Below are 19937 nucleotides of genomic sequence, written 5' to 3' on the forward strand. Positions count from 1 at the left end.
TAGCCCTATGCTGCAAATCTATAACACCCTTAGCCGTTCTAAACAGGTCTTTAAGCCCATAGTGCCGGGCAAGGTCAAGATGTACGTCTGCGGCATGACGGTTTATGACTTTTGTCATATTGGCCATGCCAGGGTCATGATCGTCTTTGATATGGTGGTGCGTTGGCTTAGGGCTAGCGGCTATGAAGTGCTTTATGTGCGCAATATCACTGATATTGATGACAAGATCATCAACCGTGCCATTGAGAATGGTGAGCCCATTTCTGCATTAACCAATCGCTTTATCGATGCGATGCATGCCGACTCGGATGAGTTGGGTTTAATGCATCCCGATCAAGAGCCGCGCGCTACCGATTACATTGCACAAATGCAGGGCATGATTGGCAAGCTGATTGAAAATGAATTGGCGTATCAAGCTAATGACGGCGATGTAAATTTTGCTGTGCGTTTATTGCCACGTTACGGTCAGCTATCCGGTAAAACATTAGATGAATTGAACGCTGGCGAGCGCGTAGCAATCGGTGATGGCAAGCGTGATCCACTAGATTTTGTTTTATGGAAAAGTGCTAAAGCCGAAGAACCGGCTGATACTCGTTGGAAATCGCCCTGGGGCGAAGGCCGTCCAGGCTGGCATATTGAGTGCTCAGCCATGTCTTGTGACTTACTGGGCGAGCATTTTGATATTCATGGTGGCGGTGCTGATTTGCAATTCCCGCATCACGAAAATGAAATTGCGCAAAGCGAAGGCGCTTTGTATGGCAAAGATCGCAAAGAAGATGATGCTCCCTTTGTTAATTACTGGATGCATAACGGCCATATTCGTGTGAACGAAGAGAAAATGTCCAAGTCATTGGGCAACTTCTTTTTAATACGAGATGTCTTAAAAAGTTTTGATCCAGAGGTATTGCGTTTCTTCATGCTCAAGGCGCATTACCGTAGCCCGATCAATTACAGCGATGCACAGCTAGAAGAGGCACGCTCAGGGCTCAGTCGTCTATACACTGCCTTGGCTCAAGCCCCAAAAGCGCAAGCAATCAATCTAGATCGACATAACCCATGGGCCAAGCGCTTTGCGGATGCCATGAATGATGATTTCAATACGCCCGAGGCGATTGCAGTCTTATTTGACCTGGCCAGTGAAGTCAATCGTGCGCAAGGTGACGAAAAGCAATTACTCGCCAATACAATGAAGGCTCTCGGCGCTTCCCTGAACTTCTTGCAGCGTGATCCAACCGCATTTTTGCAATCAGGCTCTAAAGATCGGGATGGCTTAAGTCCTGCACAAATTGAAGAGCGTATTGCTGCACGTGTAGCCGCTAAACAGGCAAAAGATTTTGCCCAGGCAGACTTAATTCGTAAGACATTACTAGAGCAAGGAATTATTCTGGAAGATAAACCCGGCGGCTTAACAGAATGGCGTAGGGCTTAATGACTGTAGTAAAAGAAATAAAAGTGGAAAAAGCAGAATCAATCTTGCAAGAAATTGCTCCAGACTATTGGGAGCAGGCTTGCAGAGAATTGATGAAGCACGATCGTATTCTGAAAAAACTGATTCCTAAAATTGGATCCGGATTTCTAGTGACACGCGGCGATTCATTTAATACTTTGGCGAGATCAATTGTGGGGCAGCAGATTTCAGTGGCAGCAGCCCAATCCGTTTGGAATAGAGTGGTTGCCGCCAGTAAAAAGAAAGTCACCCCTAAAAATATCCTAGCGCTCTCCGTAGAAGAATTGCGCGCCGCCGGATTGTCTGGGCGCAAGGTGGAGTACATCCGCGATTTAGCAGATCACTTTGATTCTGGACGTCTGCATGCTAATCAGTGGAAAGATATGGATGATGAGAGCGTGATCAAAGAATTAAGCTCTATTCGGGGAATTGGCCGCTGGACTGCTGAAATGTTCCTCATTTTTAATATGGTTCGCCCTAATATCCTCCCCTTAGACGATGTTGGTCTAATTAAGGCTATTTCCCTCAATTACTTCAGCGGTGAGCCTGTTAGCCGCCATGAGGCGAGGGAGGTGGCTGCCAATTGGGCCCCGTGGCGTACGGTAGCTACCTGGTATATGTGGAGAAGTCTCGACCCCGTCCCAGTTGAACATTAAAATCAGACTATGAAAACGACTTTCCTGGATTTTGAGCAGCAAATCGCCGAATTAGAGTCAAAGATTGAAGACCTGCGTTTTGTACAAGACGAGTCATCGGTAGACATCTCCGATGAGATCAAAACGCTTGCCGAAAAAAGTCAGCAGTTAGCAAAAGATGTTTATGCCAATTTGACCCCTTGGCAGGTCTCTCAAGTAGCGCGTCATCCTCAGCGTCCTTATACCCTGGATTATGTTGGCGCTTTATTTACCGACTTCCATGAGCTACATGGTGATCGCACTTTTGCAGATGATCAGTCAATCATTGCTGGATTAGCCCGTTTTGAAAATCAGCCTTGTATGGTGATTGGTCATCAGAAGGGCCGCGATACTAAAGAGCGTGCTCTCAGAAACTTCGGCATGAGCCGTCCAGAGGGTTACCGCAAAGCAATGCGCCTCATGCGCCTTGCAGAAAAGTTTGGCATTCCGGTATTTACTTTTGTAGACACTCCTGGGGCATTCCCTGGCATTGATGCGGAAGAGCGCAATCAGTCTGAAGCGATTGGCCGCAATTTGTTTGTGCAAGCAGAGCTTGAGGTTCCAATCATCGCTACCATTATTGGTGAAGGTGGTTCCGGTGGTGCGTTAGCAATTGCGATGGGCGATGTTGTCTTAATGTTGCAGAACTCCACTTACTCAGTAATCTCTCCCGAGGGCTGTGCATCTATCCTCTGGAAGACCGCCGATAAGGCTCCTGAGGCAGCTGAGCAGCTGGGCCTCACAGCGCAACGCTTAAAGGCTTTGGGTCTAATCGATAAGATCGTTGCTGAGCCTATTGGTGGCGCACATCGTGATTACGATAATATGATGAGCAATATGCGCAAAGCACTTGCTGAATCCTTAAAAACTTTTGATGGCATGAAGGTAGATGCATTACTTGAACGTCGTCATGAGCGTTTGATGAGCTATGGCAAGTTCAAGGAAATCACAGCAAAGTCCTAAGCCGGGAAAACGAATTGCGGTTGCCTTAAGTGGCGGCCTCGATTCGGTTGTGTTGCTCGACACGGTTTGCAAAGCACAAGCTAAAGCAACAAGACAAAACAAAGACCAGATTTACGCTTTTCATATTCATCATGGCTTACAAAAACCAGCAGATGAGTGGTTAATCTTTTGTGAGAAGCTGGCAAAAAAATACAAGATCCATTTTGATTTTCGACTCTTGCATCTAGACAATCCACACGAGCAAGGCAATATCGAGGCTCGAGCAAGAGCAGGGCGTTACGAAGCGCTTGCCGATCTCTGTGAAGAATATGGCATTGAAGATTTACTCTTGGCTCATCACCAAAACGATCAAGCAGAAACCGTTCTCCTGCAACTCCTGCGCGGCTCGGGAGTAGCTGGCTTGTCTGGTATGCCAACAAGTAGGGGAGTTTCAAGCAATCAAAGTCTCACCCTATGGCGCCCACTCTTAAATCAAAGTAGAAAAGAGCTTGAGGCGTACGCAAAAGAATATAAGCTCCAATGGATTGAAGATCCCAGCAATCAAGATACAAAATATCGCCGTAATGCCGTTCGCAAAAGAATCATTCCAGCACTAGAAAAGATTCAACCAGAAGCATTAGCTAATATGGCCCGCAGTGCAGAGCTTCTTGGCGAAGCACAAACACTACTTAACCGACTAGCAACACAAGATGGCAAAAGTATTCTCAATAAAGATCAATTGAAAGTAAGCTCATTACTAGCTCTTGCTAAAGATGATTTACCGGCAGCAAACAATGTCTTGCGCTATTGGTTGCAAACGCAGCAGTTGGCGATGCCATCTCAGGAGCGCCTACAAGCTTGGTGGCGTGATCTTGCTAAAGTCAAAGCAGATGCCAAATTAGAGTGGTTGCATGATGAGAGAAAAATCTATCTATGGCGTGGGACACTGCAAGTATCCAATCCAGAAGAAGGGCGCTGGGTTCTCAAATTACTTCCAGCGAATTCCAAGCAATTAGGCCTGCCTGCAGATTGGGTAAAAGCTGCCCAAGAGAATAATCAAATCACCCTTAGAGAGCGCCTAGGCTCGGAGAAGATCCAGGTTAAGCCTAAGACGCCCCGTAAAACCCTTAAAAACCTCTACCAGGAGGCTGATATCCCACCCTGGGAGCGTCAGGCCCCCTTGCTCTATATCAACGATGAATTGATCGCGGTGGCGGGTATTGGGCTCAGTTACCCACATCTGACTTCAGCTGGCAAGCGTGTCCTGCCAATTTGGACTAAGGCGTAATCCCAGATTCTTTTTGATGGCGTATGGTGCAAATGATCACGGCATTTTTAGCTTCATCAAAGCTATATAGCGCTACATAGCCAGACTTTCCACGGGAGATAATTAACTCTCTGATGTGGGCATCACAGGTGCGACCGATAAAAGGGTGTTCCGACAATATCTGAATTGCGCCCTCAATAATCTCTAATGTAGCTAGAGCAGCATTTTTGTCAATTTCAACTAAAAAGTCAGTAAGTCTCTCGAGATCTAATAGGGCTCTTGGGGAGAAAACAATTCTTACCAATTCGTTGCTTTCAAGGTTGACTTCTTACCGGCAATGCGTGCTTTTAAATGTTTGAAGACTTTTTCTGCATCATGCACTTTACCTTCTTGTAAAACCTCCTTGCGAGCATTGTTAGCGTCCTCAATAAAAGATCTCCGCAATTCCGCATTGATGCTTGCTTGTTTAATTGCTCCCACCATAAAGGCGTGAGTAGTCATGCCAAGATCTTTGGCCGCATTGGCTGCTTGGAGCTTGATTTCATCAGTGAGTTTGAGGGAGGTTGTGCTGACAGGGCTCATGGAGGGTCCTAGGATCAAAAAGGTAACACTAAAGTAACACCATCATAAACAGCCCCATAGGACAAAGTCAACAGCTTGGTCTTAAAGACCTACAAAACCCTGTAAAATAGCCCTTTTTAGACCTTCAAGGATTCAATTCCTTGTTACAGATAGTTAAATAGACGGTTTTTATGGCTCTTATCGTTCATAAGTACGGCGGCACCTCAATGGGCTCAACTGAGCGCATCGCCAATGTTGCCAAGCGCGTTGCCAAATGGATGCGTGCAGGCCACCAAGTGGTGGTTGTGCCCTCAGCCATGTCCGGCGAAACCAATCGCTTGCTCGGCCTTGCAAAAGAAATCAATCCAGATGCAAACCCACGCGAGTTAGATCAAATTGCATCAACTGGTGAGCAGGTTAGTTCTGGCTTATTAGCACTGGCATTAATCCGTGAGGGTATCGATGCAGTGAGTTACGCTGGTTGGCAAGTAACAGTCCACACGGATTCTGCATTTACCAAAGCGCGCATTAAGAGCATTGATAGCGAAAAGATTCTCAAAGACCTTAATGCTGGTCGAGCAGTCGTTGTTACTGGTTTCCAGGGCGTTGATCCTAATGGCAATATCACAACCTTAGGTCGTGGTGGCTCAGATACCTCAGCAGTTGCCATGGCAGCAGCTTTAAAGGCTGATGAGTGCTTAATCTACACAGACGTTGATGGTGTTTATACAACTGACCCCCGTGTTTGCGAAGACGCACGTCGCCTAGACAAGATTACCTTTGAAGAGATGCTAGAAATGGCAAGCTTAGGTTCAAAGGTATTGCAGATTCGTTCAGTGGAGTTTGCAGGTAAGTACAAAGTTAAAACCCGGGTTCTGTCTTCTTTGACAGACCCATTGATGCCTTTAGACGTCGAGATGAAGTCGGGCACCTTGATTACATTTGAAGAGGACAGCACTATGGAAGCCGCAGTTATTTCCGGCATCGCCTTTGCGCGTGATGAAGCGAAGATTACCGTTCTTGGAGTTCCTGATCGTCCAGGTATTGCGTATCAAATTCTTGGCCCGATTGCGGATGCCAATATTGATGTAGATATGATTATTCAGAACCAATCAGTTGAAGGTAAAACAGACTTTACTTTCACAGTGCCGCGCGCTGATTATCAAAAAGCATTGGACTTGCTCAAGAACACTGTGCAAGCGCACATCGAAGCAAAAGAAATTTCTGGCGATCCAAAGGTTTCTAAGGTTTCAGTAGTTGGTGTTGGCATGCGTTCTCACGTTGGCATCGCCAGCAAGATGTTCCGAACTTTGTCGGAAGAGGGCATCAACATCTTGATGATCTCCACCAGCGAAATCAAGATCTCAGTAGTGATTGATGAGAAATACATGGAATTGGCTGTACGCGCCTTGCATAAGGCATTTGAGCTGGACCAGAAGTAAGTAAAAAGCACAATAAACCCCTCAGGAGCGGTTATCCGTTAAACTGTGGGGCGTTGTAATAGTAAGAAGTACGGAGACGTGGCCGAGCTGGTCGAAGGCACTCCCCTGCTAAGGGAGCATCGGGGCTAAAACTCTGATCGGAGGTTCGAATCCTCTCGTCTCCGCCAAGATGTCAATAGTTAAAAGGGCTTTTTAGCCCTTTTTTCTTTTTCACCACAATTTTCCCCACATTTGCATTGAAATCACCCTGAAGATTGGTTCATTAATGCTGCTGAATCGATCAGAACGGGTGAAAGTCATTCTCAGGGCTAGTCTAAGATGGCTTCATGGGAAGGATATGCAAAAGCACTCTAGCTTCTTAGGCCATTGGCAATAAAGCCTTCGTTGAGCGACTCTAAGCATACATCTACGAGGAAAGGGACGTTTAACAGATTATTCATCCCGAAGGTTATGATCTTCATAAATATTTAGGACTAACTATGAAGCGACTATATGTAACATTATTGTTGCTAGGCTCATCCCTATCTTTTGAAGCCTCAGCATGGATTTTTATTCCCGGGTCATTAATTTCAGCCGCTATAGACGCAACGGGAGTGAATGACTGTCCTAAAAATGTTATTACCTCCCTCAGAGATAATGATTCATTAGCCACGCAAGATCAATTGGGGGGCGTAGGAAAAGGTTGGCTGATTATTCACGGAGGCGGCAAAATAACTCAAGAGCAGAGGAATTGCTTCATCACACTTGCCGGCGGTCTAAGAAGTAATTTTGTTGCCATTCCGACGGCTATGGGTGATAACGAAATTGATATGAGCGAACTCTCGAGTAGATATAAAAAACTACTAGGCGTTGATAACATAGCGATCCTTCATACAAGAAATAAAGAGGATTCAAATTCTGATGGATTTGTAAACCCCATTAAAAATGCAAATGGAATATTCATTGATGGTGGAAGACAGTGGAGGCTAGTTGATGCATACCTGAATACTGAGGTTGAAAAACAAATTAAAGCTGCCCTTAATCGTGGTGCCGTAGTAATGGGATCTTCTGCAGGAGCAAGTATACAAAGCTCATTTTTAGTTAGAGGTATGCCGGGTGATCCTAAAAATCCTGCTGGCGACAATACAGTTATGATTTTTCCGGGCTATACCACGGGCTTTGGCCTTCTTCCAAACTCGGCGATAGATCAACATGTGGATGCCCGAGGTAGGGGGAATGATTTGCGACCAGTTATCAGTGCGCATCCGGAGTTACTAGGAGTTGGCATTGATCAGGGTGCAGCGATTATTGTTCACCAAAACAAGTTTTATGTGGTTGGCGGTAGTGTAACTATTTGGAGTATGGCTGCTAACTCAATGCTTGCGCCTATTAAGCTTAACTCGGGACAGGGTTATGTGCTGCCAGCTTATTATGGCTCTTCTGCTCCACAAACACAAAGACTCTCACAACAAGACGCTGAAATAATAGCTCTTTCACCCAATAAGCCGCAAACTTCCCAAGCGGTTAACGCAATTGATATAAGCACATTGCCGCAATGTCAAGGGGGAAACTTTCAGCAATGGAATAACTGTTTAGGGATACATCAATACCCCAATGGAAATACTTATACGGGTGAATATCAACATGGGATGAGAATGGGCAATGGTTTTATAGATGTTGCTAACAAAGGATGTGAAGTTAGTTATAACTGCATTGGCTCTAGTATTCACGCTCAATATAGGGGGAGCTTCAAAAATGACAGAATTGAGGGTTATGGAACCTGGGTATCAGACGATGGAGAAAAATACATTGGAGAGTTTTTAATGAATTTACCAAATGGCAAAGGCTCTCGAATCACTCCATCGGGCACTTTTAGCGGCCAATTTAAAGATGGAAAATACATAGGGCTCTAGCGTCGTGTAATCGGTTACACCAGCCCTCTTTAAGGGCGTATATTTAAATCTTCACATTAAGAACCAGTGTATATGCCATCCTTAAAAGTACCACTTACAGTTCCTGATTTGGTGGTTAATGTACCTTTACCATTTCTAAGATTCATTCGAAATTGACCAACATACTTTTCTCCATCATCAGCAAACCAAGTGCCGTAGCCATCAATCTTGTCATCTTTAAATGTCCCTGCATACCTAGCATGAACCGCTGATCCAATGCAATTAAAACTAGTAATGCAGCCTTTATTAACTATATCGAGCGCACCATATCCGTCACGCTGACCATTTTTGAACTCGCCAATATAAAAATTGCCATTGCTAAAGCGGAACGAGCCGGCGCAGTTATTCCATCCTTTGGGATCGGTTCCTACGCAAGGAGGTAACTTGCTTATTACTGGTGGAGCAGCTTGTGGTACAGGAGCGGACGGAGGTTGTGCTGCAGGTGCAGGTCTTGGCTGAGGTTTCGCTTCAATCTTAGGCAAAGGCTTCTTTCCAAGCTCAACCCCAACTAATACCAGGCTTTGCTCAACTTCGCTTGCTGTTTCAGTTAGCTTTTTTGAAAAGACATTTACAAATGAAGAGCCTTGTGCGAGCTTCAAGCCATTAACTGTGCTTGCAAGCTCTATTAGATAGTTTGACTTAACTGCATAATTAACGTTCTGAGGCAAAGAGCCTGATTTTTCAAAAATGTATACATCGCTAAGAGATGAGCTGATTACTCCAACGACTTTCCCGTTATCCAAGAATAGCGGACCACCTGAATTACCAGGCTGAATGGGGTTGCTAATTTGAAACTTTACAGCTTCGTCATGTATACCGGATAGACTGCTAATAAGCCCATCTGTTAGCTTGGGCTCAAGGCCTTGGTCCCCTAATAATGGAAAACCCATTGCGTAAACTTTATCGCCACGTTTTACCTCTAGGGACGATTGAATTTGAATTGGCTTAAAGCCTGTTCCTTCAATTTTAAGAATTGCCAAGTCATTTCTTGGATCGGTCTTTACGATTACTGCATTAACTATCTTTCCGTTACTCGTTCGAACCTGTACAAGCTTTGCGCCATTAATCACATGAAACGCGGTTGCTATATATCCATCGGCAGAAATAATAAATCCTGTTCCAGTACCATCGGCATTAGTGAAAAGTGCAGTACTTCCCGCAAAGATTGGATTTGCGAGCAGTGTCAATGTTGTAAGTAATAAAAATCGTAGCAATAAGTTCATTATTTTTTTATTAAAGGATAATTACTAGTTAAATTTAACGTGGTTATTAGTCTCCAACCTTGCGATTCTTTTGTCAATGGAAAAGAATCGCAAAATCAGTCCTGGCCGTCCAAAGGGATCAATATCCTACGAGCCAAAGCCTGCTATCGCTTTTGGAGCTGTTGTGAGGGCACGAAGACTTGAGATGGGAATATCTCAAGAGGGCTTGAGCTCTATGGCATCCGTTGAGCGTTCCCATATGGGAAAGATCGAAAGGGGTGAGCACCTACCCAATCTGGTGCTAATTTTGCGTCTTGCCCAAGCCCTTGAAATTAGACCCGGTGTGCTGGTTGATGCCACCGAAGATTTAATGGGAAATTAAGACAAGCTCTAATTATGTATTAGCTTTAGTTAAACTGTTCCAGACCTATAACTAATAGTTAGTATTTACATGCTGGAGCATCAATTGTTCAATGAAAACCATCCTGATTGGGAGCGATTCCATCGTCTTGCCCAATATGGGCATAGTGGTTTTCAATACTTCCTAGCAGCACAGATCATAGGATCGGATGATTATCCCAATCGTAGAGTTGAAGCCTATAAGTGGGCTAGTCTTGCAGTTATATTGGGAGAATCTTTTGCAGAAGAGATTCCGAATTTCCTACGCCAGTCGATGTCTGAACAAGAGATTGATATGGCAAATCAGCTAATTGAAGATTGGTTTAGTAATGCTACTGTGTCAATCGGAGCAGGAGAAGGTCAGGCTGAGGGCTGGTCAGTGTCAATTCTGAAAATGTGCGAAGACATTTCTGATGCCGATATCTTTAATAGCCGTGGTAGAGAGAACCCTTATTCAGCGTGACAATACTAGTTCAACTAGTAAGGGTAAACCCTATGGTAGTCAGACTACTAATGGTAAACCCATACTAATCTGATTAGTATGGGGTGAAATTTAATCATCAGTTAATGTATTGATGATCCCATTTCTTTGAAATTCTTCATTGTCGATCTGAAGCATTTCATTGCAGCCAGCTACATTTTCTTTGGCTACAAAGAATTTCCCAGCCTTTTTTCCAAGTCTTTTATCTGCGTACTTCTGCAGATCGCTAAAAAAGTTAGGGCTATCTGTTGGGGGATGGCTCGGATTGGCACATTCTCCGCTCTTAGTGTTTCTACCTTTATGCATTCCAAAAACAGTGTGCTTAGAGGCAATTCTCTGTTCGCCTGAAATGAAAAGGTACACACATCCAGATTTGCATCGATTGAGAGCAATCGTGGTCATCTTTCTCATTTTGATGATGTTCCCAAGATCAAGTGCAACGGCTAGGTTCCCGCCGCCCGAATTAAGCTGCAATTCATAGGAGCTGCATCCCGAGTGGTCTGCTTTTTTCATGACCTCATCAAAAGCGTTTATTAAGGAGTCATTGATCTTGCCATCAATTTTTAGCTCACATTCTCCAGACCTATGAAGACTATAGTAAAGGGTGCCTTTGTCATATCTAGTGGAATGTAAATAACCATGATTAATAAAAATATAGTAGGAACCCACGCTTGCTAATACAAAAATACCTACTAGTATTTTTGTGCGAAGTCGGATTTTAGGTGGGGATGGTAACTTCAAGTTAGATCTCTTCTTGGCGTTTTCTTTTCAATTCAGCAATCAGATCAAAGAATACCTGAGCCCTCTCATTTGCTTCTTCCGAGTCAATGGCTTCCTCAATAATTTCAGTCCGAGCTAATTTAGGAATGGTGTATTCAACTGCCGACATAAACATATCAAAAGCTTTAGCAGGGTTGGGGCGCACCAGATATTCGTGGGTTAGTTTCCCTGTCTCAATATCCACTTTACGGACGCCAGAAGCGACTGTATCAAGCCATTCAGACAGCTTATCTATGTTCCCCTCTATCAATGCTGAAATAGCCCTTCTTGAGTCATTTGAAGCCTTATTGGGGGTTCCCAACTGCCTCCCCCCAGTTTTATATCCCATTGTCATTTCTAATGTCCTCTAAATTCTTCTAAAGTAGATGGCCTAGGGTTTTACGAGATTCATTCGCTCCATCTTTTTGAATCGATCAATTTCTCTCTGAAGTTGCTTAATTTGCTTTATGCAGAAATTTTTATCGTTCATTAATCCATGCATGCTGATTGTCAGTTGAGCGTTGAGATGAGTGAGCTTTTTGATCCGCTCATTGGCAGTGGAGAGTTTATCGTCCGACTCCATGATCATCTCAATCTCTTCGAGGTAGGCTTGCATTGCTAGCTCAGAGGCTTTGATCTCGTCATCATCTGGAGCGGCGCCACTACTTTGAATAGCCTCCGTAGGCGTAATTAAATTACATCCTTCCGGCGATGAAACATTTTTTGCAAAGTGCTTCTTGATATTCTCCTTCTGCCTAGCTTTAACTTTAGGATCTCTGATTGAGGAGACAAGGGGTGCGGAAACATTGCAAATCTTAGCCAGCTCTCGGTCTGACTTTCCAGCGAATCCATCGATTTTGAGCGCTATTTGAACTTTATTGCGCTTGTCATCATTGGTGAGTGGTTTGCCATGCTGACAGTTAGCCTTGAGAGCTTCAATCTGCGCATCTCGTAGGCATCCATCAATGCAATTCACTTGGATTTCTCTAATGCCTAATAGTTTGAAGGCATGGTAGCGATGAAATCCATCAGTGAGCCAGTAGTCTTTACCGTCATAGACAACGTCAATTAAGGGTAGTTCATCATCTTGCTTAATTGCATCACGGTAGTTATATACCGTTGGCTGATCTATCACCATGCGGTACTGGGTATTGCCATCAATCCTGATCTCATTAATGGGGACTGAGAAGGTTTTTGAGTTATTGGTAATTTGATTGTCTGTTTTCATTATGTACTCCTGTGTCAGTTATTTTTAAGCAATACACGGGACTAGGAACCCAATCCCAATTCATTTGAAACCACGGATAAGACCAACCAGTCAGTACCCATGCCCATCTTTTATCCCTTGGTTATTTCGAAGTAAATAATCTTTTCAAAATCACCCTTGCACATATAGCGCAAGAACCCGGAGTTGTAGTAATTCTCAATATGAATTGCTTGATAGCGCCATTCCATTGGCATAAACGCATCGATGATTAGCTGATGAAACTTGTGTTCACTTAGATGGGCGGGTCGACCTATGGCAATGTGAAGGTGAGGGCGGTCTGATTTATCGCCAATTTCATGCGACACCACAATTCCTAGTTGTTTGTGACCATCCATGTACCTGCGTCCATAGACTTTCTTATTTAGGCGGTCATAGCACCAGTGCGCAGTTGACTTTGCAAATTCAGTACGCCAATAGACGTTGAAAGTGGGATGTCTTTTTTTCAGAAGTATGGTGACAACATCGGTCAGATTGCCAAATTTATCAAAGAAATCTTGGTAATCGATTCGTGGAATTTGGATAGAGCTCATCTAATATTCATCCATTTATGTATGATGATTACGGTATGACTGGGGTTACTCAGAATCTCATTGAGCTTTGACCTTGTTGCCCCCACAGCAACCAAATTCATTGTTCCTCGACTTTCTGAAGCCATTCATTAATATGAGACTGTCGCCATACCTTTACAGTGTTAGACAAAGTGATGGGTCTTGGAAACTTTTCTTGAGCCACCCAAAGATTGATGCAACTCTTAGATAGAGTTGTTTGTTCAGAGACTGCTTTAATCCTCAGTAACTGGTCGCCAGTAGTATTTTGTGTTTGGATTTCGTTCATCTTCTTTCCTTGATACAAGAGATGAATGTATTGTTGCGAATGGGTGTTTATTAATCACCAGAATCAAACACTTATTGCCTAAAAATTGTTATTTGTAGTTTTTGATAGATTGGGATTTCCAGTTTCGTAAGGTTCTTTCGCTTACTCTGTGACCTAACTCTTCAAGTCTTCTTAAAATAGTTTTTTCACGAGGTCGTGACCTTGGCCCATTTTCAGCTACATGCTGATGCATTATTTTAAAGAAAGCTTCCTTGGCTGCTTGTTTTATAGGCCTATGGCTATATATCGGCAAGCCATTACTAGGATTTACAAAAACAGCCTCTTTTGTAATGGCAACTGAAAACATAAAAAAACGAATATCTAAGATGATTTCTTTAAGAGTTGTGATTGCATTGATGCGGTTATCAAGCTTATTTTTATTCAAACCTTCAATTTCAGCAGCTAGGCTTTGTTGAGCGGCATACATTTTTTTTGCGCAAACCAAAATTGTTTTCTGTTGAATCACATCCTCTTGGAGGGCATCTAAAAAATATCCCCCCATTACTAAAGAGTATTTTTTAATGATTTCAAACTCATGATCTGACAGTAGGTTATTTTCATTTAGGTAAACTAATTCATCCATCCTCTTATGAAAATCTTCTTTAAATTGATACCAAAATGCTTTTACTAAGTCACGTGGGGTAACTTTCTTTTTAATTTGTCTTGAGGATTTATAGACTCTTCTTGATGGGTACTTACGATGAGCAACTAGATCATCACCGATTAGGCCAATTATTTGCAAATATTGGTTATCTGAATTTCGTCGCATCTTAAGCAGCCCTTTTCTCTGCAATATTAACTACATTACCCCACCCACCAGTGAGGCAATAATCCTCCCAGTCTTTCATTAATCGCTTCCGATGCTCTAATAAATCACCACGTCTATAAGCGGCCTCTACTTGATTTACAACTTTATGGGCTAAAGCTTTTTCAGCAACCTCTGGACTATGCATTGTTTCTTCTGAAACCCAATCCCGAAAGCTTGATCTAAATCCATGGATGGTAACTTTAGGGTTAATTTTTCTAAGCATCATCAACATAGCCATACTAGAAAGTTGTTTGCCATCTCGTGAAAATAAATATTTACTATCTGGATCAAAGGATTTAGCGATTGCCAGCAACTCCATAGATCTTTTTCCTAAAGGTATCCTATGTTCCTTTTTTGCCTTCATACGGTGTGCCGGAATAATCCAAAGTCCCTCCTGTGTTATTTCACTACGTAATCCATTAAGAACCTCACCGGAGCGATTGGCATTCAGAATTAGAAATTCCAATGCTAATGCGGTAGTGCCTTCCTTTTCTCTTAATATTCGTAAGAAACTAGTAATCTCTGCATACGGTAAAGCGGGGTGATGCTTAACCGGTGCAATTTTGGATGGTTTTGGCAGAATTGTCTCTAAATGACCACGCCATGCTGCTGGATTAATTCCATATCTAAGCTTTCTTGTATTGGCTGATGCCAAAATCCACTCGATACGACCCCGCAGACGTGAGGCCGTTTCAGTTTTGGTGAACCAAATTGGAGTGAGAATATCCAAGATATCTTGAGTATCAATTTCGTCTAATGCCTTTTTTCCAATAAATGGATTGGCGTATTGATCAATTGTGTTGAACCATTGATCTTTATGTTTTGGATTTTGCCATTCCGCTTTTTTTGAATCTATGCATTGTTTGGCATAGTCGCTAAATAGAGGCTTATCAATTTGTTCTGGTGTTATTTGTGCTTTCCAGTAAGTTGCTGGTTTTTTTCCTTGCATTAACTCATTTCTGGATGCCAAAGCTCTTTTTCGAGCCTCTTTTAAGGTAATGGCGGGGTAGGACCCAAGGGATAAGTCCAATCTTTTTCCCGCATATGAGTACCTAAATACCCAATAACCGCCACCACTCGGTTTGATATTGAGGTTTAATCCCGCAATTGCTGCATCTGTATAGCGCCCTGGAGTTTTAAGATTCTTGATAAAGGTATCGGTAAACGCTTGTTTCATATAAATCCCCCTAATTTAAGGTTCCCCACATTCACCACGCAATTGCTGTGATTGGGGAAGTAACCTATAAGTCTCAAAGGTAACTTTTCGGATTTATTGAGTACATGTTTCGTAATACTTATTGCCTATTTTCCCCAGAAGGCAGGAGGGGGCAAGAAGCACAAGGACTATCTAGAACACTCAATAACTCCCAAGAAGTCATCAAGCCTCTATTGGATCTCGTCTCCGCCAGCACTTTTGGCATTTTTTCCTCTTTTTGCTATACGCAACATAGACTTAGCCCCTTAACCGGGGCTTTTTCTTTATCACTCCCGCTTACCAGTACGCTTACCACCCAAACAATATGTGATTGCAGATATGTGGCTAATGCAATTTAAGCTAACGATTACTCAGCACATCCTAATGGCATGGTTAATTAATTGTTGAGAAGCTAAAAACGTCCAATAGATTCAGCTAGAAAACAGAACTGTAAGAATTTGCATCAGGCCTTTGCTTATTAGGCTTATGAGCCGAGATAGTGCCGATAGTGATGAAGCACAGAGGCTCCTCTTTATCCTTAAGTAAAAATAACTCCCTCATCTTTTGGCTGTAAAGAGCCTTACCGCTTGATAGTCCTGAGCCAAATCCTAAAGCATTAGCCATTAGCAAAATATTTTGAATTGCACATCCTGCGGAGATGAGTTTTTCTTGCTCGGGAATATTGTCAAGTTCATTGTTCAACTTAGCGGTTGCCAATAAAAGCAAGGGGCCTCGAAAAGCTTTCTGCTTTGCTTCATCAATTTGAGTTGGCGTTGCGCTTGGGTCTCTTGCTATGAGTGCGTCTGCAAATAAGTCACCTAATAAATTACGACTTTCGGGGCTGACTTCATAAAAGTGCCAAGGCGTTACCTTTCCATGATCGGGGGCGGCTCCAGCCGCATTCAAAATTTCTAATTTCTGAGATAGGTTGGGGCCTGGTGCAATCAGTCTTTTAGGAGAAACATGCTGACGACTATGGATCAGTGCATGAGCAAAGCCTCCGAGTGAATCTAAATTATCAGAAGCCAAAATCACTTAGTCCTGGGTGGTCATCCGGTCTTCTTCCTAGGGGCCAAAAAAACTTTCGATCAGATTCTTTGATGGGTAAATCATTAATGCTAGCGAAACGTCTCATCATGAAACCATTCTCATTGAACTCCCAATTCTCATTACCAAAGCTTCGCGACCAGTTACCAGAGTCATCATGACATTCGTAAGCAAAACGAACTGCAATGCGATTAGCTGTAAAAGCCCATAGTTCTTTAATTAAGCGGTAGTCAAGCTCCTTGGCCCATTTACGCTGGAGAAACTCTTTTACTTGCTCTCTGCCTTTTGGAAATTCCGCTCGGTTTCTCCAAATGGTATCTTCCGTATATACCAAGGAGACTTTCTCAGGATCGCGGGTATTCCAAGCATCTTCTGCCATTCGAATTTTTTGAATTGCTGTTTCTTTAGTAAAAGGGGGTAGGGGTAGTTTTTGTTCCATAGCACTTTGTGGTTAATGTTTCGGAATAATAAGAATAAACAGGGATTTGCATACAATAGCCCAACTAGTACCACTTTTGGTGCATTTAAAATAAGCCTTTATTGAGATCGCTTTTGAGACATTTTTTAAAAAAGTTAATTACCATTGTTCTTCCAGAAACTACCTCAGTTTCTTGGTTGGAGCGGTTTAGATCGGTTTTAGGAGTTGTGCTGGGCTTGCTCGCAATGATGGGACTTGGTTTATTGCTTGCAGGTTACGGAAACGCATCACCATGGGTTGTCGCCTCGATGGGTGCCAGTGCATTTTTATTATTTGTCTTACCCTCAAGTCCAATGGCGCAACCATGGGCAGTTATAGGGGGTAGTTGTGTTTCTGCTTTGGTAGGTGTTGCGTGTACGCAATTTGTCCATGAATTACCATTATTAATTCCCTTATCTGTTGGACTCGCAATCTTGGCAATGTTTGCCTTGCGTTGCTTACACGCACCTGCTGCAGCTTTAGCCCTTTTAATTCCTCTTGGTGGAATGACAGATTTTCATTTTGTGCTTTTTCCGGTTATGGGTAATGCTGTTTTATTGGTTTTATGTGCAGTCATTTATAACTCCTTAACTGGCAAGCCATATCCGCAACGCCCTAAGGCCGTCTTGGATTCATCTCCACTGCAGAAACGAAATCGTAAGATCGAGGATCAGGAAATTAACGCTGTCTTGGAGAGCTATAACCAAGTACTAGATATCAGTAAGGATGATTTAGCCAATTTGATTTCTCAAGTTGAACATGGGGCTTATCAAAAGAAGTTGCAAAGTATGCTATGTAAAAATATTATGACCACTGAAGTCTTATACGTTGGGATGGATTCACCTTTGGATCAAGCATGGAATTTACTGCGCAAGCGTCATGTTAAAGCTTTACCAGTCATAGATGGTGCAAAAAGGGTGCTTGGAATTATTACTCTAGAGGATTTTCTTAAAAGTGCAGCAGTGGATTTCCATCAAACTTTTGGACAGCGCATCAGGGGTTTTATGCGGACAGCTGTTCCCGGTTTGAATAGTTTGCCTAACGCTGTTGGGCAGGTGATGAGTAAGCCGGTAAGGGTAATTAGTGAAGATCGAAATATGCTTGACTTAGCTGAGATATTTTGTGGTGATGGTCATCACCATATCCCCGTAATTAATGATAATAGGCAGTTGGTAGGAATGATCACCCAATCTGACTTTGTAAAAGCTATTGACCAGTCTATTGATATTAGATGAAAAATATTTTCAATAAACTGATTAATTTCTTTAATGAAATTGCACCACCCCAGGGACAATATTCTTGGTTTGATAGACTCAGAGTATCCATTGGTGTGGGCCTAACCATCCTTGTGATAGCCTTCTTTAATCACCTATGGGGTGATATGACGCAAGATGAGAATATGGTGACGGCTGTATTTGGAGTCAGCGCTCTATGCATTTTCCTATTTCCCAATAGTAAATTCTTTTCGCCCTTAACTTTAATAGAGGCAAATCTATTGGCTTCCTGCGTAGCCTTCATTTGTGTTTATCTAATTTCATCGATTTCTGTGGGAATTCCAGTTGCCGTCATTGGTACGATAGTTGGAATGTATTTGCTGGGGTGCATGCATCCACCAGCGGTTTTCTTAAGTATTTTTATAGTAATGGCTGGAACTAATAGCTATGACTTTGCCTGGCATCCCGTTTTGGTGGACTCTCTTGTATTGGTCTTAGCAAGTTTTTTAAACAAAGCTTTAATAAAGCGTTCGTTGGGCTAAGCTTTGCTACCCCCAAACACTCCAATCCTTGGATTGCGGTGAAGGTTCATTCCACTTCACTGGGTAATGCAGGGCTTTACCGGGAGTGAGGCGACTCCAGATGGCTGCTACAACCGCAAGAATCGTCACGCTTACCAAAACAACTGCTGTAAGATGGCCAAAGCTAGCATGCGCCTGGATCATGATGAGTGGATTAGCACCAGCCGGCGGATGAACGGTTTGCGTAAGCAATAAGACTACCAAAGTAATTACCTCCGCAAGCAAGTAAACCCATAAAGCATCATCAAAGAGCTGGTAGCAGACAATACCAATGAGTGCGCTAATGAGGTGCCCGCCAAATAAAGCTCTTGGCTGTGCTGCAGGAGCACCAGTCAAGCCAAACAGAAATATTGTTGAACCGCCTAGCGAAGCAAGTAGTAATGGCGTTGTTGGTGGTTTAGTGGCAAGCAGGGCCAAGCCAAGCGCAACGATTGCTCCCAATGAAACCCATGCCAAACGTTTAACTGTTCTGAGCATCGCTTAGTGTAATCCAGCCATCGTAGATATTTGAATGGCTTGTCTGAGAATTGAGCTCGGACATTTGACTTGCCCAGATAGAATTTGCTCGGTAACGGATGCGGTTGAAATGGCATCAATGTCTAAAAACGGACTGAGATCTTCAAAGCGCTCTTCGGGGGTTGTAATTTCATTCGCATTTGCATGCAAAAAATGCATTTCAGGTAATCGTTGCAGGGAGGCAGTTGGTTCACCCTCGCTCCCTCTAATCAAAATTGCATTGGCTGAGCGAAGTTGAAAAAATTCTCGTAGTTTTTCTGGATATTCTGGATGGGTGTAGTTGGAAACTTGCCAAGGCTTCTGAAGGGTTGGGTTAATGAGTTTTGCCAGCACATGACTAGTATTCCGCAGACCTATTCGCTCCCTGATATCTAATAACTTTTGAAGCGCTGGGGAAATAACATTAAGAGAGCAAAAGATCGGTTGATTCAATGCCAGGAGTGCACCAAATTCATCTTTCGTTTTGAGAATTGGCCAGCCAAGGGACTTAAAGATTTCATGGCTCGTTATCCTGGTTTGATCTTTTTCGACCCCCTGAACAAGCACTGTAAAACCATAACTAACAAGCATGCCGGAAAGAAGTGGTGTGAGATTTGCTTGTTTTCTAGCCCCGTTATAGCTTGGTAAGACTATGGTTGGACGTGTGCCAAGATTTAGTAAATTTAGATGTGGTTGCAGAGCATCCATAAAGCCCATGAGCTCAGATACGGACTCACCCTTGATGCGCATAGCAATACAAAATGCACCGAGCTCAAGATCGCTGACATTGCCATCTAGAATTTGAGTGAATACTTCTTTAGCCTGATTGCGATCAAGATCGCCGGCACCTTTGCTGCCTCGGCCAATAACTTTTAAGAATGATGTGATGCTCATT

24 protein-coding genes and 1 tRNA gene are annotated in these 19937 nt (G+C 43.1%); 11 read left to right on the top strand and 14 right to left on the bottom strand.

Annotated features, from left to right (window positions below; genetic code table 11):
* The first annotated feature begins 7 nt into the window (after positions 1 to 7).
* Genes cysS through tilS form a run of 4 tightly spaced genes read left to right on the top strand, consistent with a single transcriptional unit; the run spans position 8 to position 4351 of the window.
* A complete protein-coding gene (gene cysS, locus AOC28_RS01945) occupies positions 8 to 1429 on the top strand; it encodes a cysteine--tRNA ligase (protein WP_072582303.1) in 1422 nt (473 codons plus the stop codon).
* Positions 1430 to 1452: 23 nt separating this feature from the next.
* Positions 1453 to 2103 (top strand): DNA-3-methyladenine glycosylase, encoded by a 651-nt coding sequence (locus tag AOC28_RS01950; RefSeq protein ID WP_237767713.1) that lies wholly within the window; start codon positions 1453 to 1455, stop codon positions 2101 to 2103.
* A 9-nt stretch (positions 2104 to 2112) separates the two neighbouring features.
* Complete coding sequence (locus tag AOC28_RS01955) at positions 2113 to 3084, top strand: acetyl-CoA carboxylase carboxyltransferase subunit alpha (protein WP_072582305.1); 972 nt, start codon at positions 2113 to 2115, stop codon at positions 3082 to 3084.
* The gene (tilS, locus tag AOC28_RS01960) at positions 3050 to 4351 is read left to right on the top strand and encodes a tRNA lysidine(34) synthetase TilS (protein WP_072582306.1); all 1302 of its coding nucleotides are present in this window, start codon (positions 3050 to 3052) and stop codon (positions 4349 to 4351) included. The genes AOC28_RS01955 and tilS overlap by 35 nt, the downstream gene beginning before the upstream one ends.
* Here the strand turns inward: tilS and AOC28_RS01965 are convergent.
* Both AOC28_RS01965 and AOC28_RS01970 read right to left on the bottom strand, forming a co-directional pair.
* Complete coding sequence (locus tag AOC28_RS01965) at positions 4341 to 4634, bottom strand: type II toxin-antitoxin system RelE/ParE family toxin (RefSeq protein ID WP_072582307.1); 294 nt, start codon at positions 4632 to 4634, stop codon at positions 4341 to 4343. The two genes, tilS and AOC28_RS01965, sit on opposite strands and share 11 nt — an antisense overlap.
* Positions 4628 to 4912: a hypothetical protein gene (locus tag AOC28_RS01970; protein ID WP_072582308.1), complete on the bottom strand. Its 285-nt coding sequence runs from the start codon at positions 4910 to 4912 to the stop codon at positions 4628 to 4630. Before AOC28_RS01970 ends, AOC28_RS01965 begins: the two co-directional genes overlap by 7 nt.
* 170 nt (positions 4913 to 5082) lie before the next feature.
* Between AOC28_RS01970 and AOC28_RS01975 the strand changes: the two genes are divergently transcribed.
* From AOC28_RS01975 to AOC28_RS01985, 3 genes are all read left to right on the top strand, one after another.
* Positions 5083 to 6333, top strand: coding sequence for an aspartate kinase (locus tag AOC28_RS01975; protein WP_072582309.1), 1251 nt, complete (start codon positions 5083 to 5085; stop codon positions 6331 to 6333).
* Positions 6334 to 6405: 72 nt separating this feature from the next.
* A tRNA-Ser gene (locus AOC28_RS01980) sits at positions 6406 to 6500 on the top strand.
* A 312-nt stretch (positions 6501 to 6812) separates the two neighbouring features.
* Positions 6813 to 8225 carry a Type 1 glutamine amidotransferase-like domain-containing protein gene (locus AOC28_RS01985; protein WP_072582310.1) on the top strand — a complete coding sequence of 471 codons (1413 nt, stop codon included), beginning with the start codon at positions 6813 to 6815 and terminating at the stop codon, positions 8223 to 8225.
* A gap of 56 nt (positions 8226 to 8281) precedes the next feature.
* Here the strand turns inward: AOC28_RS01985 and AOC28_RS01990 are convergent, their stop codons facing one another.
* On the bottom strand, positions 8282 to 9487 hold the full coding sequence (locus tag AOC28_RS01990; RefSeq protein WP_072582311.1) for a trypsin-like peptidase domain-containing protein: 1206 nt from the start codon (positions 9485 to 9487) through the stop codon (positions 8282 to 8284).
* A gap of 76 nt (positions 9488 to 9563) precedes the next feature.
* Here AOC28_RS01990 and AOC28_RS01995 point away from each other — a divergent pair, with 76 nt between their 5' ends.
* Positions 9564 to 9848 carry a helix-turn-helix transcriptional regulator gene (locus AOC28_RS01995; protein WP_072582312.1) on the top strand — a complete coding sequence of 95 codons (285 nt, stop codon included), beginning with the start codon at positions 9564 to 9566 and terminating at the stop codon, positions 9846 to 9848.
* Positions 9849 to 9917: 69 nt separating this feature from the next.
* Complete coding sequence (locus AOC28_RS02000; protein WP_072582313.1) at positions 9918 to 10328, top strand: hypothetical protein; 411 nt, start codon at positions 9918 to 9920, stop codon at positions 10326 to 10328.
* Between the two features lie 90 nt (positions 10329 to 10418).
* Here the strand turns inward: AOC28_RS02000 and AOC28_RS02005 are convergent, their stop codons facing one another.
* The 9 genes from AOC28_RS02005 to AOC28_RS02045 form a co-directional block, all read right to left on the bottom strand.
* Positions 10419 to 11087: a hypothetical protein gene (locus tag AOC28_RS02005; protein ID WP_072582314.1), complete on the bottom strand. Its 669-nt coding sequence runs from the start codon at positions 11085 to 11087 to the stop codon at positions 10419 to 10421.
* Position 11088: 1 nt separating this feature from the next.
* Complete coding sequence (locus AOC28_RS02010) at positions 11089 to 11460, bottom strand: hypothetical protein (RefSeq protein WP_072582315.1); 372 nt, start codon at positions 11458 to 11460, stop codon at positions 11089 to 11091.
* A 36-nt stretch (positions 11461 to 11496) separates the two neighbouring features.
* The gene (locus AOC28_RS02015) at positions 11497 to 12333 is read right to left on the bottom strand and encodes a ParB/Srx family N-terminal domain-containing protein (protein WP_072582316.1); all 837 of its coding nucleotides are present in this window, start codon (positions 12331 to 12333) and stop codon (positions 11497 to 11499) included.
* Positions 12334 to 12443: 110 nt separating this feature from the next.
* Complete coding sequence (locus AOC28_RS02020; protein ID WP_072582317.1) at positions 12444 to 12902, bottom strand: hypothetical protein; 459 nt, start codon at positions 12900 to 12902, stop codon at positions 12444 to 12446.
* Between the two features lie 97 nt (positions 12903 to 12999).
* A complete protein-coding gene (locus AOC28_RS02025) occupies positions 13000 to 13206 on the bottom strand; it encodes an AlpA family phage regulatory protein (protein ID WP_072582318.1) in 207 nt (68 codons plus the stop codon).
* A gap of 88 nt (positions 13207 to 13294) precedes the next feature.
* Positions 13295 to 14014: a hypothetical protein gene (locus AOC28_RS02030; RefSeq protein ID WP_072582319.1), complete on the bottom strand. Its 720-nt coding sequence runs from the start codon at positions 14012 to 14014 to the stop codon at positions 13295 to 13297.
* Between the two features lies 1 nt (position 14015).
* Positions 14016 to 15230 carry a site-specific integrase gene (locus tag AOC28_RS02035; RefSeq protein ID WP_072582320.1) on the bottom strand — a complete coding sequence of 405 codons (1215 nt, stop codon included), beginning with the start codon at positions 15228 to 15230 and terminating at the stop codon, positions 14016 to 14018.
* 453 nt (positions 15231 to 15683) lie between these two features.
* Positions 15684 to 16277 carry a nitroreductase gene (locus AOC28_RS02040; protein WP_158009031.1) on the bottom strand — a complete coding sequence of 198 codons (594 nt, stop codon included), beginning with the start codon at positions 16275 to 16277 and terminating at the stop codon, positions 15684 to 15686.
* Complete coding sequence (locus tag AOC28_RS02045) at positions 16267 to 16734, bottom strand: nuclear transport factor 2 family protein (protein ID WP_011902848.1); 468 nt, start codon at positions 16732 to 16734, stop codon at positions 16267 to 16269. Before AOC28_RS02045 ends, AOC28_RS02040 begins: the two co-directional genes overlap by 11 nt.
* Positions 16735 to 16847: 113 nt before the next feature.
* Between AOC28_RS02045 and AOC28_RS02050 the strand changes: the two genes are divergently transcribed.
* On the top strand, positions 16848 to 17987 hold the full coding sequence (locus AOC28_RS02050; RefSeq protein ID WP_072582321.1) for an HPP family protein: 1140 nt from the start codon (positions 16848 to 16850) through the stop codon (positions 17985 to 17987).
* Positions 17984 to 18508 carry an HPP family protein gene (locus AOC28_RS02055; protein ID WP_071465697.1) on the top strand — a complete coding sequence of 175 codons (525 nt, stop codon included), beginning with the start codon at positions 17984 to 17986 and terminating at the stop codon, positions 18506 to 18508. Before AOC28_RS02050 ends, AOC28_RS02055 begins: the two co-directional genes overlap by 4 nt.
* Before the next feature lie 6 nt (positions 18509 to 18514).
* Here the strand turns inward: AOC28_RS02055 and AOC28_RS02060 are convergent, their stop codons facing one another.
* A complete protein-coding gene (locus tag AOC28_RS02060) occupies positions 18515 to 19024 on the bottom strand; it encodes an HPP family protein (RefSeq protein ID WP_011902845.1) in 510 nt (169 codons plus the stop codon).
* A 3-nt stretch (positions 19025 to 19027) separates the two neighbouring features.
* The gene (gene ybiB, locus AOC28_RS02065) at positions 19028 to 19936 is read right to left on the bottom strand and encodes a DNA-binding protein YbiB (RefSeq protein WP_011902844.1); all 909 of its coding nucleotides are present in this window, start codon (positions 19934 to 19936) and stop codon (positions 19028 to 19030) included.
* Position 19937 lies beyond the last annotated feature (1 nt).

Origin of the sequence: Polynucleobacter sp. MWH-Adler-W8 (genome assembly GCF_001889925.1) — a bacterium.
Lineage (GTDB): Bacteria > Pseudomonadota > Gammaproteobacteria > Burkholderiales > Burkholderiaceae > Polynucleobacter.